This window comes from Devosia sp. 1566 (assembly GCF_004005995.1).
Taxonomy (GTDB): domain Bacteria; phylum Pseudomonadota; class Alphaproteobacteria; order Rhizobiales; family Devosiaceae; genus Devosia.
Genome location: NZ_CP034767.1, coordinates 3,069,031 through 3,082,388, shown reverse-complemented (window position 1 = coordinate 3,082,388; position 13,358 = coordinate 3,069,031). Strand labels below are relative to the sequence as shown.

12 protein-coding genes are annotated in these 13,358 nt (G+C 63.2%); 8 read left to right on the top strand and 4 right to left on the bottom strand.

Going from position 1 to position 13,358, the window contains the following annotated elements; genetic code table 11:
• Nucleotides 1-2: 2 nt before the first annotated feature.
• Nucleotides 3-923, bottom strand: a complete 921-nt coding sequence (locus tag ELX51_RS14780) for an ABC transporter permease subunit (RefSeq protein WP_127755309.1) — start codon at nt 921-923, stop codon at nt 3-5.
• Between the two features lie 58 nt (nt 924-981).
• Nucleotides 982-2,235, bottom strand: coding sequence for an extracellular solute-binding protein (locus ELX51_RS14775; protein ID WP_248305358.1), 1,254 nt, complete (start codon nt 2,233-2,235; stop codon nt 982-984).
• 234 nt (nt 2,236-2,469) lie between these two features.
• On the opposite strand from ELX51_RS14775, the gene ugpC reads away from it, so the two are divergent.
• Nucleotides 2,470-3,519: a sn-glycerol-3-phosphate ABC transporter ATP-binding protein UgpC gene (ugpC, locus tag ELX51_RS14770; RefSeq protein ID WP_127754241.1), complete on the top strand. Its 1,050-nt coding sequence runs from the start codon at nt 2,470-2,472 to the stop codon at nt 3,517-3,519.
• A 108-nt stretch (nt 3,520-3,627) separates the two neighbouring features.
• Nucleotides 3,628-4,596 carry a sugar-binding transcriptional regulator gene (locus ELX51_RS14765; RefSeq protein ID WP_127754240.1) on the top strand — a complete coding sequence of 323 codons (969 nt, stop codon included), beginning with the start codon at nt 3,628-3,630 and terminating at the stop codon, nt 4,594-4,596.
• A 17-nt stretch (nt 4,597-4,613) separates the two neighbouring features.
• Here ELX51_RS14765 and ELX51_RS14760 read toward each other — a convergent pair whose 3' ends face one another.
• Nucleotides 4,614-5,516: a GntR family transcriptional regulator gene (locus tag ELX51_RS14760; RefSeq protein WP_127754239.1), complete on the bottom strand. Its 903-nt coding sequence runs from the start codon at nt 5,514-5,516 to the stop codon at nt 4,614-4,616.
• 109 nt (nt 5,517-5,625) lie between these two features.
• On the opposite strand from ELX51_RS14760, the gene ELX51_RS14755 reads away from it, so the two are divergent.
• From ELX51_RS14755 to ELX51_RS14730, 6 genes are all read left to right on the top strand, one after another.
• Nucleotides 5,626-6,645: an ABC transporter permease gene (locus ELX51_RS14755; protein WP_127754238.1), complete on the top strand. Its 1,020-nt coding sequence runs from the start codon at nt 5,626-5,628 to the stop codon at nt 6,643-6,645.
• Nucleotides 6,646-6,686: 41 nt separating this feature from the next.
• Entirely contained in the window at nt 6,687-7,460 is a 774-nt protein-coding gene (locus ELX51_RS14750) for an ATP-binding cassette domain-containing protein (protein ID WP_206524636.1), read from the top strand.
• Complete coding sequence (locus ELX51_RS14745; protein WP_127754237.1) at nt 7,457-8,488, top strand: zinc-binding alcohol dehydrogenase family protein; 1,032 nt, start codon at nt 7,457-7,459, stop codon at nt 8,486-8,488. Before ELX51_RS14750 ends, ELX51_RS14745 begins: the two co-directional genes overlap by 4 nt.
• A gap of 76 nt (nt 8,489-8,564) precedes the next feature.
• Complete coding sequence (locus tag ELX51_RS14740; RefSeq protein WP_127755307.1) at nt 8,565-9,503, top strand: ABC transporter substrate-binding protein; 939 nt, start codon at nt 8,565-8,567, stop codon at nt 9,501-9,503.
• Nucleotides 9,504-9,648: 145 nt separating this feature from the next.
• The gene (locus ELX51_RS14735) at nt 9,649-10,542 is read left to right on the top strand and encodes an SDR family oxidoreductase (protein ID WP_127754236.1); all 894 of its coding nucleotides are present in this window, start codon (nt 9,649-9,651) and stop codon (nt 10,540-10,542) included.
• A 57-nt stretch (nt 10,543-10,599) separates the two neighbouring features.
• Complete coding sequence (locus tag ELX51_RS14730; RefSeq protein WP_127754235.1) at nt 10,600-10,821, top strand: hypothetical protein; 222 nt, start codon at nt 10,600-10,602, stop codon at nt 10,819-10,821.
• Nucleotides 10,822-10,849: 28 nt separating this feature from the next.
• Here ELX51_RS14730 and ELX51_RS14725 read toward each other — a convergent pair whose 3' ends face one another.
• On the bottom strand, nt 10,850-13,147 hold the full coding sequence (locus tag ELX51_RS14725) for a Tex family protein (RefSeq protein ID WP_127754234.1): 2,298 nt from the start codon (nt 13,145-13,147) through the stop codon (nt 10,850-10,852).
• Nucleotides 13,148-13,358 lie beyond the last annotated feature (211 nt).

Genomic DNA, 13,358 nt, shown 5'->3' with positions numbered 1-13,358 from the left:
GCTCAGACCCCGTAATTGACTTTGCGCTCAAGGGCGCGGAACTGCAGGACGGTGAAGGCAATCGCCACGATCATCAGCACCACCGACTGGGCGGCCGATGAACCCAGGTTCAGCTGCACAAAGCCTTCCTGGTAGACCTTGTAGACCAGGATATTGGTGGCTGCTGCCGGACCGCCTCTGGTAACCGCATCGACAATGCCGAAGGTCTCGAACATCGCGTAAACGAAGTTCATGACGATCAGGAAGAAGATGGTCGGCGTCACCAGCGGCAGCGACACGGTAAAGAACCGGCGCAGGGGCTTGGCGCCATCGAGCGTGGCCGCTTCAAGCAGGGAGGTAGGGACGGCCAGCAAGGCGGCGGCCAGGAAGATGTAGTTGTAGCAGATATGCTTCCACACCGCGGCGATGATCAGCAGCGTCTGGGCATCGGCCGGACGGCGATTGGGGTCCCACGGGATGCCGAGGGAGTGGAGGAACTGCGCGATGGGGCCAACTGCCGGATTGAACAGGAAAGCCCAAAGGACGCCCGAGATCACGGGGGCAATGGCATAGGGGAGAAGGATGATGCTCTTGTAGATGCCCTTGCCGCGCACCACGAAATCGGTGGCGAAAGCAAAGATGCCCGCAAGCAGGAGCGTAGCGACGCTCGTCACCACGGTGAAAAACACGGTGAAGGAGGCGCTGGCGCGATATTCGGCGCTGGAAAACAGCTGGGTGAAGTTGGAAAGGCCCACCCACATGGTGTTGCCGCCAAACGGATCCACCTGCACAAAGGCCAGCGAGAGCGCCTTGTAGGACGGGATAAAGAAGAAAAACAGCAGGATCAGCAGCTGCGGCGCCAGCAGCGCGGCAGCCAGGCCAGGCCGCTTGAAATGGTTGGCTTTGAGCCCGGCATCGGACGGACGCAGGAGCCCTGCCGCCATGCCGCGCAGGTCAAAGCTGGGGGAGCGCCCGGAGGCGCTCCCTGCTAGAATGACGTCTTCACTTGTTGGCATTGAGCTGCTCGAACTGACGCAGGACCTCGTTGCCGCGAGCAACGGACTTGTCCAATGCTTCCTGGGGAGTCTGCTGACCCGTCCAGACGCCCTGGATTTCCTGGTTCATGATCTCGAAGATCTGGTTGTGGTTGCCAAAGCGGAAGCCGCGCGAGTTTTCGGTCGGGGTGCCGCGGTTGAGCTGGAGAATGGCGATCTCGCGGGTCGGGTGCTCGTCGTAATAACCCTCGGCTTTGAACTTGTCATAGGCCTGGTTGGTCACGGGCACATAGCCGGTCGCACCAGCCCACCAGGTCTGGATTTCCGGAGAGGCCACGAAGTTCAGGAACGCTGCAGCGCCCTTGTATTCTTCTTCGCTCTTGTTGGCCAAAACCCAGAGTGCGCCGCCGCCAATGGTGCTGTTCTTGGGCTCAACACCTTCTTCGTGGGGGAGATAAGTGGCACCCCAGTTGAACTGCGCGCCCGCTTCCACGCCGGCATGCGCGGCGGTGGAGGCAGTGATGGTGGAGCACTTGCCCGAAATAAACAGCTCCTCGGGGTTGAGGCCTTGGCCGGCGATCTGGAGGACGCCGTCATCCATCCACTTGTCCAGGCGCTCGAGCTGGCCGACGACCAGTGGGCTCTTGTTGAAGGTGAACTCGGTTGCCAGCCCATCAAAGCCATTGGCAAGCGTGCCATATTGCTGGTCGTGCATGGCCGAATAGTTCTCGATCAGGCTCCAGACAAAGTCGCGCGCCAAGGCCATGGAGCAATCATTGATGCCCTGCTCCTTGATCGCATAAAGCTGCTGCTCGACTTCCTGCCAGGTTTCGCCCGGTGCATCAAAGCCGGCGGCCTTGAAGTGGTCCGCATTGTACCAGAACACTGGGGTGGAGGAGTTGAACGGCATCGCTGCCGGCTTGCCATCCTGGAAATAGTATTCGGCGACAGGGGCAACGAAATTGCTCCAGTCGATGTCATAGCCCTGCTCTTCCATCAGCTCAGGCACCGGCTTGGTGGCGCCGGAATGGATCATGGTCAGGAAGGTGCGCTCTGAGGTCTGCGACAGCACGGGGTGCTGCTTGACGCGATAAGCCGCGATCATGGCAGCCATGGCTTCTTCGTAGTTGCCCTTGTTGGTGGCAACCAGCTGAAACTCGTCCTGGGAATCGTTGAACTTGGTGACGAGCTCGTCGACGATGGGCGTCAGGCGCCCACCCAGTGCATGCCACCACTCTATGGTGATGCGATCCTGCGCCATGGCGGGAGCGGTCAGCGCCAGAACCGACACCGAAGCGGTCACGAGGCCCGCAGCAGCGTTGATAAAGCCAGGCAATCTGGACTTGGAAATCTTCATTAAGCCCTCCTCATTGGGGTTCGCCCAGACTGGGCGGCCAGTCCGCTCTCTAACGGAGCATGAGCAACGCTAGCGGGACCCTTGAATAGTGTCAACGTCATGTTACAAATGTAAGACAGTGATTGGAGGAGACCGGATATGGCCAGCATCGAGCTTGAAAACCTGCGCAAGCGCTACGGAAATGTTGAGGCGGTAAAAGGGGTTAGCCTCAGCATCGAGGATGGCGAGATGATCGTCCTGGTGGGGCCCTCGGGTTGTGGAAAATCGACGCTGCTGCGCATGGTGGCCGGGCTCGAATCGATCAGTTCGGGCGTTCTGCGCATCAGCGACAAGGATGTGAGCACGGTCGAACCGGCCGATCGGGACATCGCCATGGTGTTCCAGAACTACGCGCTGTACCCGCATATGTCGGTGCGCGAGAACCTCTCCTACGGCCTGCGCAATCGCCATTATTCCAAGGCCGATATTGCCAGCCGGGTGGAAGAAGCCGCGCGCATTCTCGAGATCGGCCCCTTGCTCGATCGCCGTCCTGGACAGCTTTCGGGCGGGCAGCGCCAGCGCGTGGCCATGGGGCGCGCCATTGTCCGCAACCCTGCCGCGTTCCTCTTTGACGAGCCCTTGTCCAACCTCGACGCCAAACTGCGCGTGCAGATGCGGGTGGAAATCCGCAAGCTGCAGCGCCGCCTGCGCACGACTTCCATTTACGTCACCCACGACCAGATGGAGGCCATGACCCTTGCCGACCGGCTGGTGGTGATGAATGCCGGCCGGATCGAGCAGATCGGCACGCCCATGGAGGTCTACCGGACCCCCGCGACCCTGTTTGTCGCGAGCTTTATCGGCTCCCCGCCGATGAACCTTTTGCCGATCAAGGCGCTGGAACCGGCTGCGGCCGGTCATCCCATCTATGATCCTGCGGCCGACATCGTGGGCGTTCGTCCGGACTCGCTTTCGTTGGTCCAGCCTACCGCTCCCGCCATCAGCTTCACCGGCGTCGTGGAACTGGTGGAGCCGCTGGGCAACGAGTTCCATGTGCATCTACGAATGGACGGCTATGCCGATCCGCTGGTCGCCAGCCTCGACGATGCCAGCGGCATCAAGGACGGCAAGACCATCACCCTTTGGGCAGAGCACGCGGCCTTGCACCAGTTCAACGCCGAAACCACCCAGCGTATTGCCACGCAATAGTTGGGCATGGCAGTGACCGCAGGCGCTTGCACAGTGAAACTGAGCCGGGCCACTGTGCAATTGTGGTAAGGGCCTGACCGTGTTACGGCCAGACGGGTAGAGATCTTCATGCAATTGACGCCAGGCGAGCATCCTTTTGACCAAACCCTGGTGCGCGTCGCCTGGCTTTATTTCAAGGAAGGGCGCACGCAGGCCGAGATAGCCGATCTGCTCTCGACCAATCGCCCGCGCATCAACAAGCTGATCAATGATGCGCGGCGCACCGGGCTTGTGACCATCACGCTCAACACCAGCCTGACCAGTTGCATCGAGCTCGAGCAGGAACTGATGACGGAGTTCGGGCTGGAGCGGGCCATCATTCTGCCCACCCCCAAGGACCCCGACATGGTGCCGGTGCTGATCGGGGAAGCCACCGCGCAATATCTGATGCAGCTCCTCAGCAGCAACGAGGTCTCGGGCGTCGGCACCGCCTGGGGCGCGACCTTGCGCGAGATGGTGCGCTTCGTGCCCGCCGCCAAATATCCCCAGCTTTGCGTCAGCTCGGTGATCGGCGGCCTCACCCGCGGGCTGGCCATCAACACCTTCGATATCGCTAGCGATCTGGCCCGCCAGCTCAATGCCGAATGCGCTTATCTCGCCGCGCCGGTTTATGCCGACAGTGCCCAGTCGCGCGACGCCATCCTCAACCAACGCGAGTTTCAAAGCGCCTTTGACCGCATCGCTCGGAACGACATCATCCTCGTCAGTATCGGGGACCTGTCGGATCGCTCACTGCTGATGCGCTATGGCCTGCCCCAGGACGTGGAGCTGCAGTCGCTCCTTGATGCCGGCGCGGTCGGCGATATCCTGGGCCAGTTCATCAACCGGGACGGCGCCCTGATCGACCACGAGATCAACAGCCGGGCCGTTGCTCTTCCCCTCGCCATCCTCGCCAAGGTGCCTCGTGTCATCTTTGCCGCCGGCGGCTTGTCCAAGGCCGCCGCTATTGCCGGGGCCCTGCGCTCCCGCATGGGTAGCGCCCTGGTCTGCGACGAAGACACCGCTCGCAAGGCGCTTGCACTAACGCGGGAGAGGTAGGCCCGGCACTGCCGCCATCAGGGCAGGGCATGAATGCGGAGCGAATTGAGCAGGGTCTGCTTGGAGGTCTGCAGATGCTCCCGGGCAGCTGCGAGGGCTGCCTGCTCGTCGCGCGCCTGCAAGGCCTCAATCAGCCGCAAATGCTCGCCCACCGCAGCCGTGTTGCGCTCGCGCTCGTCCTTTTTGTCCCACTGGTAATGGTAGTGAAAAACGAGGGTGATGACCTTCTGGAACTCGCTGGCAAAACGGTTCCGCACCGTTTTGCCGATCGTGGTGTGGAAGCGCTCATCGAGCAGCGAAAAATCATGGTAGCGCGTATCGATCTCAGCGGCGAGTTGCCGGTGATCCGCCTCGAGCACGGCAAGCCGATCCCAGATGGGATCGCTCGGCGGCAAGGAAATCACATGGGAAACCGCATTGAGCTCAAGCACCATGCGGAAGTCGGACAGTTCAACGGCATAGTCCCGGGTGAACCCCACCAGCTCCCAGCCGCCTCTCGGGCGCCGCCGCACCAGCCCAAAACGGCTGAGTGAAGCCAAAAACTCCTGCAAGCCATAGGCAGTGACCCGGAAGGTCTTGGCCAGATAGGTGACGTTGAGCGCGGTTCTGGGCGCCACGTCGAACCGCAAGATCCAGTCAAGAAACTGCCGCTCAAGCTCCTCGGGGGAAATCTGGTCGGCCTGCACCGCCAGCCTGTCGGTCGCCTTGGGCAAACGCACCAAGGTCTTTTGCCGGCCATTCCACTCGATCAAGCCTTCGGCCTGCATACGCTCAAGCGCGGCCCGCACCACGGTGCGACTGACCTCCAGGTCGGCCGCCAGCGCCAGTTCGGCTGGCAATTGGTCGCCTGGTACAAGCGCCTCGCAACGATCCAGCAAGCTGTTGAAAGCTTCGCGAAAGCGCTCATCTGTTCGGGCCACGCAGCACCTCCCGGTACATTTGTCGACAATGATTAAAAACAATTGACAGGGTGGAGGCAATGGCGAAAGGCTGGTTTCAATAATTTAAAACAGAAAAGTTGGGAGAGTCATGGCGGCCGTCCAAAGCACCACCGGCACATCCTGGTCCACGGGCCGGATCAACGGGGAAACGCTGCACAAGCTCTCCGCCTTGTTCACGCTGGCTATCCTCATTGCCGTGTTCGCCTTCGGCAATGCAGCCTTCCTGTCGGTTAATAACGGCCTGACCGTTTTGCTGCAGACCTCGGTGATCGCGCTCTTGGGCATCGGCATGACCATGGTCATCATCACCGGCGGCATCGATCTGTCCGTGGGCGCAGTGCTCGCTCTCTCGGGAACAGCCACCGGCATGCTGGTCAAGGCCGGCGTTCCCGTGCCGCTCGGCATGCTGGCCGGCGTCGGGGTAGGGGCCCTTTGCGGCCTTGCCAATGGTCTGGTCATCACCAAGCTCAAGATCACGCCCTTTGTCGCCACACTCGGCATGATGTTGATCGCGCGCGGCACTGCGCTGCAGCTGACCGGCGCCGCGCCGATTTCGCAGCTGGGCGAGGCCTTTGGGTGGCTGGGCAATGGCGCGCTTTGGCGCATGGTCGAAAAGCTGCCCAATGGCCTGTCGCGCGTCGTCTTTCCGGGTATCCCCTACCCAGTCATTCTTCTCGTTATCATCGCCCTCGTTGCCGCCTATGTGCTGCGCCGCCGCCCGTTGGGGCGGCATCTCTATGCCACGGGCTCCAACGAGGAAGCGGCGCGGCTGGCAGGCGTCAATGTCGATCGCACCAAGATCGCCGCTTATATGCTGTCGGGCGGTCTCGCCGGAGTTGCGGGCAATGTGCTGATGTCGCGCCTCGTGACCGCCCAGCCCAATGAAGGGGTAATGTACGAGCTCGACGCCATCGCTTCGGCGGTGATCGGCGGCGCTTCCCTCATGGGTGGTGTCGGCACCATTTCGGGCACCCTGATCGGCGCCTTCATCATCGGCGTGCTGCGCAATGGCCTCAACATGGCCGGTGTTTCATCCTTCATCCAGCAGATCGTCATCGGCATCGTGGTGATCCTGGCTGTCTTTATCGATCAGTTGCGCCACCGATGATCATCTCCCAGCAAACACCAGCGTCACATCAGGGGCAGGCCATGACCACGCCATTGGTTGAGATGATCAATATCGAGAAGCACTTTGGCGGCGTTTGCGCGGTCAACGGCGTCAGCCTTGATCTGCATGCCGGCGAAGTGGTGGGCCTGCTCGGCCACAATGGCGCGGGCAAGTCCTGCCTCATGCGCATCCTCTCGGGCGCCATGACTCCGAGCGCGGGGGAAATCCGCATCCGGGGGGAAGTTGCCTCCCTTAACTCCCCCACCGATGCCCGCGACCAGGGTATTGAAACCATTTACCAGACCCTGGCTTTGGCCGAACATCTCGATGCGCCGGCCAACCTCTTTCTCGGGCGCGAATTGCGCACGCGTTGGGGCAATCTCGATGACAAGCGCATGCTTGAGGAATCCAAGCGTGTCTTGGCGCGGCTCAACCCCAATTTCCGCAACCTGACCGATGCTGTGGCGCGCCTTTCGGGCGGCCAGCGCCAGGTCATTGCCATCGCCCGCGCGATCTATTTCGACGCCAAGATCCTCATCATGGACGAGCCTACCGCGGCGCTCGGGCCGGCCGAAACCGCCATGGTGGGCGAACTCATCAAGCAGCTGCGCGACGAGGGCCTGGGCATCTTCCTCATCAGCCACGACATGCACGACGTGTTCGACCTTTGCGACCGCGTCGTCGTGATGAACCGCGGCGAAAAAGTGGGCTCCCACGCCATCGGCGAGGTCAGCAAGGACGACGTGCTCAGCCTCATCATCAAGGGCGCGCTGCCCGACAACTGGCAGTCGCGCCAACAAGGAGTTCTGCAATGAACGAGGCCGTTCAGGTCAACGCGTTGGGCACCATGACCGCCGGCACCTGCGTGGAGCCGGGGTTGTTCGAGCTGCGCCAGCTTCCCCGTCCATCCGAAGCGCCGGAAGGCTGGGCCTTGGTGGACATTGCCGCTGTCGGGCTGTGCGGCACCGATTACCATATCTTTGAGGGCAAGCACCCTTATCTGCAATATCCTCGGGTGATCGGGCACGAGCTCTCAGGTCGGCTGGTCGAGGCGGCCGGGGACATGGCCGCGGGCGAGCTCGTCGTCATCAACCCCTATGTCTCCTGCGGCACCTGCCGCGCCTGCAGCCGGGGCAAGCCCAATTGCTGCACCCGGATTGAAGTTCTCGGTGTGCATCGTGACGGCGGCTTGTGCAGCCGCATCGCCGTACCCATCGGCAATCTTTATCCCGCCACCGGTCTCTCCGATCTGCAGGCGGCCATGGTCGAGTTCCTCGCCATTGGCGCCCATGCCGTAGCGCGCTCAGAACTGGCCGCCGGCGACCGTGTGCTCGTGACCGGCGCCGGCCCGATCGGACTGGGCGTGGCGCTGTTCGCCCGGCTCGCGGGTGCCGAAGTGCACCTGCTCGATCTGAGCCCTCGGCGGCTGGAGCTGGCCGGCAAGCGCTTTGGCTTTGAGCATCTCCATAGCGATCCTGGCAGCATTCTTGCTGGCGATCTCGCCGATGGTTTCGATGTCGTGTTCGATGCCACGGGCTCCGCTCGCGCCATCGAGGCCGGCTTTGCTCTCCTTGCGCATGGGTCCACCTATGTGCTGGTCAGCGTCGTCAAGGACGACATCCGCTTTAGCGACGCCGAGTTCCACAAGCGCGAAACCCGTATCGTCGGCAGCCGCAATGCCCTGCGCGCCGATTTCGAGCGGGTGATGGCCGCGATTCGGGCGGGGCAGATCGATACATCAGCCCTCTTGTCCGAAGAGATCGCCCTTGTCGATTTGCCCCGCCGCTTTGCCGAACTTGCGGAGGATCGGGAAAGCCTGATCAAGGCTGTGGTTCGGCCATGATCATCAGCAAAACGCGCCGGCTTACGGCTCGTCAGAACGCCTAACCACCAAGCTTCATTATCGGAGGAGTAACATGATGAAATCTGTCCTGCTCGGCACCGTCGCATCCGCGCTTTGCCTCACCATCGCCGCCGCTTCGGCCGGCGAAATCGCCGTGATCGTCAAGACCACCAACTCGAACTTCTGGCAGAACGTCAACAAGGGCGCTGCCGCCGCACTCGAAGGCAATTCCGAGCACACGCTGAGCTTTGACGGCCCCGCTTCGGAAGCCGCAGTGGCCGACCAGGTTAACCTGGTGGAAAACGCGGTCAATCGCGGCGTCGCGGGCATCGTCCTGGCCCCTTCCGACCCCGAAGCACTGGTGCCGGTCGTGCGCCGCGCCAACGAAGCGGGCATTCCCGTTGCCATCATCGACTCCGCCTTGGGCGAAAGCGGCGCAGGCCTCTACCAGACGTTCCTTTCCACCGATAACTGCAAGGCCGGCGAGATGGCCGCTCAGGCCGTGATCGATGGCGCCGGCACCACCGGCAAGGTTGCCGTCATGTCTTATGTCGCCGGTGTTGGCTCGGAAATCGGCCGCGTCGGCTGCTTCACCGAATATCTCAAGGGCAATAGCGAGCTCGAAATCGTCGGCCCCTATTACTCCCAGTCCCAGATGGCCACCGCGCTCAACCAGACCACCGACGTGCTGGCCGCCAATCCCGACCTGGTGGCGATCTTCGGCGCCAATGAGCCCACCGCCATCGGCATGGGCCGCGCCATCGTGCAGGCCGGCAAGGCCGGCCAGCTCACCGCTATCGGCTTTGACGGCAACGAGGACCTCCAGGCCTTTGTCAAGGACGGCACGCTCTCTGGCATTCTCGTCCAGGGCTCCTATCAGATGGGCGAGCTGGGCGTGCAGGCCGTGCTCGATCTTCTGGGCGGCAAAACCCTCGAGGAGCAGATCGATACCGGCGTCGTCCTTGTCACCAAGGACAATATCGACCAGCCCGAAGCGCAGAACGTGCTGTACTAAGCAACTCTACCCGGGCAGGCACCGCGTCTGTCCGGGACTTTTCAATCCGAAGGTCGAGCGCCATCGCAAGCTGCCGTGCGCTCCTGCTGCGGAACTCACGCCCGCACCCATCGTTGGTCATGGCATCCCACTTCGAGAGAGAGCCATGACCGACCGCCTCACCATGCAGGACCCGCGCAGCCAATATCCCAAGCCCCCGTTTCCCCGCCAGCCGCAGCCCGTGCCCGGCCTCGCCGGCAAGATGGATCCGGTGCCCGACCACGGCGAAACCTCCTACCAGGGCTCGGGCAAGCTCAAGGGCCGCAAGGCGCTGATCACCGGCGGCGACTCCGGCATCGGCCGTGCTGCTGCCATCGCCTATGCGCGCGAAGGCGCCGACGTTGCGATCTCCTTCCTCGAAGCCGAATCCGCCGACGCGCAGGAGGTGATCAAGCTGATCGAAGCCGAAGGGCGCAAAGCCATCGCGCTTCCCGGCGACATCACCGATGAAAACTGGTGCCAGCAGCTGGTGAGCCAGGCCGTCGAGGGGCTGGGCGGGCTCGATATCCTCGTCATCAATGCCGGCCGGCAGCAGAACCGCGAGTCGATTGACAAGGTCACCTCGGCCGATTTCGACAAGACGATGAAGACCAATCTCTACGCCATGCACTGGATCGCCCAGGCCGCCGTGCCCCATCTCAAGCCCGGCGCCGCCGTGATCACCACGGCCTCGATCCAGGCCTATGAGCCCTCCGCCATCCTGCTCGATTATGCCACCACCAAGGCCGGGATCGTCGCCTATACCAAGGCCCTCTCCAAGCAGCTGATCGAGAATGGCGTGCGGGTCAATTCCGTGGCCCCCGGCCCGTTCTGGACGCCCCTGCAGTCGAGCGGCGGCCAGCCCGAAGAAAAGGTCATGCAGATGGGCTCGGACAGCGCCTTTGGCCGCCCGGGCCAACCCGTCGAGCTGGCCCCGATCTATGTGCTGCTCGCGTCCCAGGAAGCCAGCTACATCACCGGCGAAGTGTTTGGCGTCACCGGCGGCGCCGGCATCGCCTGACGCCAGCATGGGCCGGGCCCCTGTGCCCGGCTCCTTTTCTCAGCAACGGAGTTCATCATGGACGAGGAGGCTGCCGGCAAGCTCGTGCCGGTTCGGGCAACACCCAATGCGCCGGCGCGGGCCCGCGTCCGTTGGGCCTGGGGCCGGGCAAGCCTTGAGGTCGATGCCGAGATTACCCCCGCCGGGTTCCTGGCGATCGGGGGCATGGTCGGCATGATCCTGCTTGCGGTAGTGCCCATTGTTTCGGCTGGTAGCCGCGCCCGCCGGCGGCTGTTCTGATTTAGCCGCCGGCTCACAGTCGGCGGCGCTACTTCTTGTTGCGCATCGCAGCGCTCAGCATGTCGCCCAGCGAGCCGGTGCTGCGCTTGGCCTCCTGCGGCGGGCGCTGGCTGGGGCGCATTGGCTGCTCGCGACCACGTTCGCGCGGCGCGGCGGCCTCGCCATCCCTGCGCATGGTCAGTCCGATGCGCTTGCGCGGCAGGTCCACTTCCACCACCCGCACCTTCACAACGTCCCCCGCCTTGACCACCTCATGGGGGTCCTTGACGAATTTGTCGGCCAACTGGGAAACATGCACCAGCCCGTCCTGGTGCACGCCGATATCCACGAAGGCGCCGAAGGCGGCGACATTGGTCACCGTGCCTTCCAGCATCATGCCCGGCTTGAGATGCTTGATGTCATCGACGCCTTCGGCAAAGGTCGCGGTCTTGAACGCCGGGCGCGGGTCGCGGCCGGGCTTTTCCAGCTCCGCCAAAATATCGCGTACAGTGGGCAGGCCGAACCGCTCATCGACAAAGCTCTTGGGATCAAGCCCGGCCAGCGCCGCCTTGTCCCCCATCAACGTGCGCAAATCCCGCCCGCAGGCCGCAACGATCCGGCGCGCGACGCCATAGGCCTCGGGGTGAACTGAGGAGGCATCGAGCGGCTCGGTGCCATCGGTGATGCGCAAGAACCCCGCGCTTTGCTCGAAAGTGCGTTGGCCCAGCCGCGGCACCTTGAGCAGCGCCTTGCGCGACTGGAACGGCCCGTTGGCATCGCGATAGCTGACAATGGCTTCGGCAACCGAGCCGCCAAGCCCCGAAATCCGCGCAAGGAGCGGCGCCGAAGCGGTGTTGAGATCAACGCCCACGGCATTCACCGCATCTTCCACCACCGCATCGAGCGAGCGCCCGAGCCGGTTCTGGTCCACATCATGCTGGTATTGCCCGACCCCGATGGCCTTGGGCTCGATCTTGACCAGCTCGGCCAGCGGATCCTGCAGGCGCCGGGCGATGGAAACCGCCCCCCGCAGTGACACATCAAGATTGGGGAACTCGGTCGCCGCAAGCTGGGAGGCCGAATAAACCGAAGCCCCCGCTTCCGAAACGATCACCTTGGTGGGTTTGGGCGCGGGCAGGCGTTCGATGAGGTCGGCGACGAGCTTTTCGGTTTCCCGGCTGCCCGTGCCATTGCCGATGGCGATCAGTTCAACCCGATGCTTCTGGATCAGCGCCTGGATAGCCGCTTGCGCCCCCACCACGTCGTTGCGGGGCTGGAACGGGTAGATCGTCGCCGTATCGAGCACCTTGCCGGTGGGGTCGATCACCGCGACCTTGACCCCGGTGCGGATGCCGGGATCGAGCCCCATCGTGGCCCGAGCGCCAGCGGGAGCCGCGAGCAGCAGGTCCTTGAGGTTGCGGGCGAACACGGAAATGGCCTCGGCTTCAGCCCGCTCGCGCAGTTCCACCATCAGGTCCACCGACAAGGACGCACGCAGCCGCGTCCGCCAGGCCCAGCCGGCAACCTCGCGCAGCCAGTTGTCGCCCGCGCTATTGCCCTGCGCCTTGAGCGCGCCCGCCACCAGTCGCTCGGCCGGCTTGACGGGGTCGGGCAGGTCAGCGTCCACCTCGATGTCGAGGCTCAGAAATTCCTCGTCGCGTCCGCGCATCATCGCCAGCGCGCGGTGGCCGGCGACCTTGTTCCAGCGTTCCGAATGGGCAAAATAGTCCGAGAACTTGGCCCCGGCCTCTTCCTTGCCCTTAAGCACCTTGGCGCTCAGCATCGCCTTGTCACGCATATAGCTGCGCAATTGCCCGAGCAGACCGGCATTCTCGGTCAGTCCCTCGACCACGATATCGCGCGCGCCCTCCAGCGCTTCCTTGGTGCCGGGTACGTGTTCGTTGAGGTAAGCTTGTGCCAGCACTGCCGGGTCGGCATTGCGATTGGCGAGAATGGCCTCTGCCAGTGGCCCCAGCCCGCGCTCGCGCGCAATCTCCGCCTTGGTGCGCCGCTTGGGCTTGAAGGGCAGGTAGAAGTCTTCCAGTTCCGCCTTGGTCGCCGCGCCCGTGATGGAGGCGGTGAGCTGGGGGGTGAGCTTGCCCTGCTCGTTGATCGATTTAAGGATCGCCGCCCGCCGCGCTTCGAGTTCGCGCAGATAGGTCAGCCGCTCGGCGAGGAGCCGCAACTGCGTGTCATCGAGCCCGCCCGTCACTTCCTTGCGGTAGCGCGCGATAAAGGGCACCGTGGCGCCACCATCGAGCAGTTCCACCGCCGCACCAACCTGGGCCGGGCGGGCCCCCACCTCGGTGGCGATCTGGGCGGCAATGCGGGTGTCGAGTTCGGACATGGCTCTTCTTCTTGGGTTCGGCTGGCGCGACCATAGTCGCCTCGCGCGGCAGGTCACACCCGATCGGGCGGGTTTTTCCCCGGTTGTGCGTTCCCATGGGGATAAACCATGTCCGCAATATGCCGGTGTCGGAACCCGCGCCCTGGCAGATGAACCTTGCGCTCGCAGCGGTATTGTTCTTTGAATGTTCTCGTGCATGATAGCAGCAGAA

What these genes read in the sequence shown, in the direction of transcription:
- ELX51_RS14765 (WP_127754240.1), top strand. Translation starts at nt 3,628, where the DNA reads ATGCAATTGACGCCAGGCGAGCATCCTTTTGACCAAACCCTGGTGCGC.
- ugpC (WP_127754241.1), top strand. Translation starts at nt 2,470, where the DNA reads ATGGCCAGCATCGAGCTTGAAAACCTGCGCAAGCGCTACGGAAATGTT.
- ELX51_RS14780 (WP_127755309.1), bottom strand. Translation starts at nt 923, where the DNA reads ATGGCGGCAGGGCTCCTGCGTCCGTCCGATGCCGGGCTCAAAGCCAAC.
- ELX51_RS14755 (WP_127754238.1), top strand. Translation starts at nt 5,626, where the DNA reads ATGGCGGCCGTCCAAAGCACCACCGGCACATCCTGGTCCACGGGCCGG.
- ELX51_RS14750 (WP_206524636.1), top strand. Translation starts at nt 6,687, where the DNA reads ATGACCACGCCATTGGTTGAGATGATCAATATCGAGAAGCACTTTGGC.
- ELX51_RS14740 (WP_127755307.1), top strand. Translation starts at nt 8,565, where the DNA reads ATGAAATCTGTCCTGCTCGGCACCGTCGCATCCGCGCTTTGCCTCACC.
- ELX51_RS14730 (WP_127754235.1), top strand. Translation starts at nt 10,600, where the DNA reads ATGGACGAGGAGGCTGCCGGCAAGCTCGTGCCGGTTCGGGCAACACCC.
- ELX51_RS14775 (WP_248305358.1), bottom strand. Translation starts at nt 2,235, where the DNA reads ATGGCGCAGGATCGCATCACCATAGAGTGGTGGCATGCACTGGGTGGG.
- ELX51_RS14735 (WP_127754236.1), top strand. Translation starts at nt 9,649, where the DNA reads ATGACCGACCGCCTCACCATGCAGGACCCGCGCAGCCAATATCCCAAG.
- ELX51_RS14725 (WP_127754234.1), bottom strand. Translation starts at nt 13,147, where the DNA reads ATGTCCGAACTCGACACCCGCATTGCCGCCCAGATCGCCACCGAGGTG.
- ELX51_RS14745 (WP_127754237.1), top strand. Translation starts at nt 7,457, where the DNA reads ATGAACGAGGCCGTTCAGGTCAACGCGTTGGGCACCATGACCGCCGGC.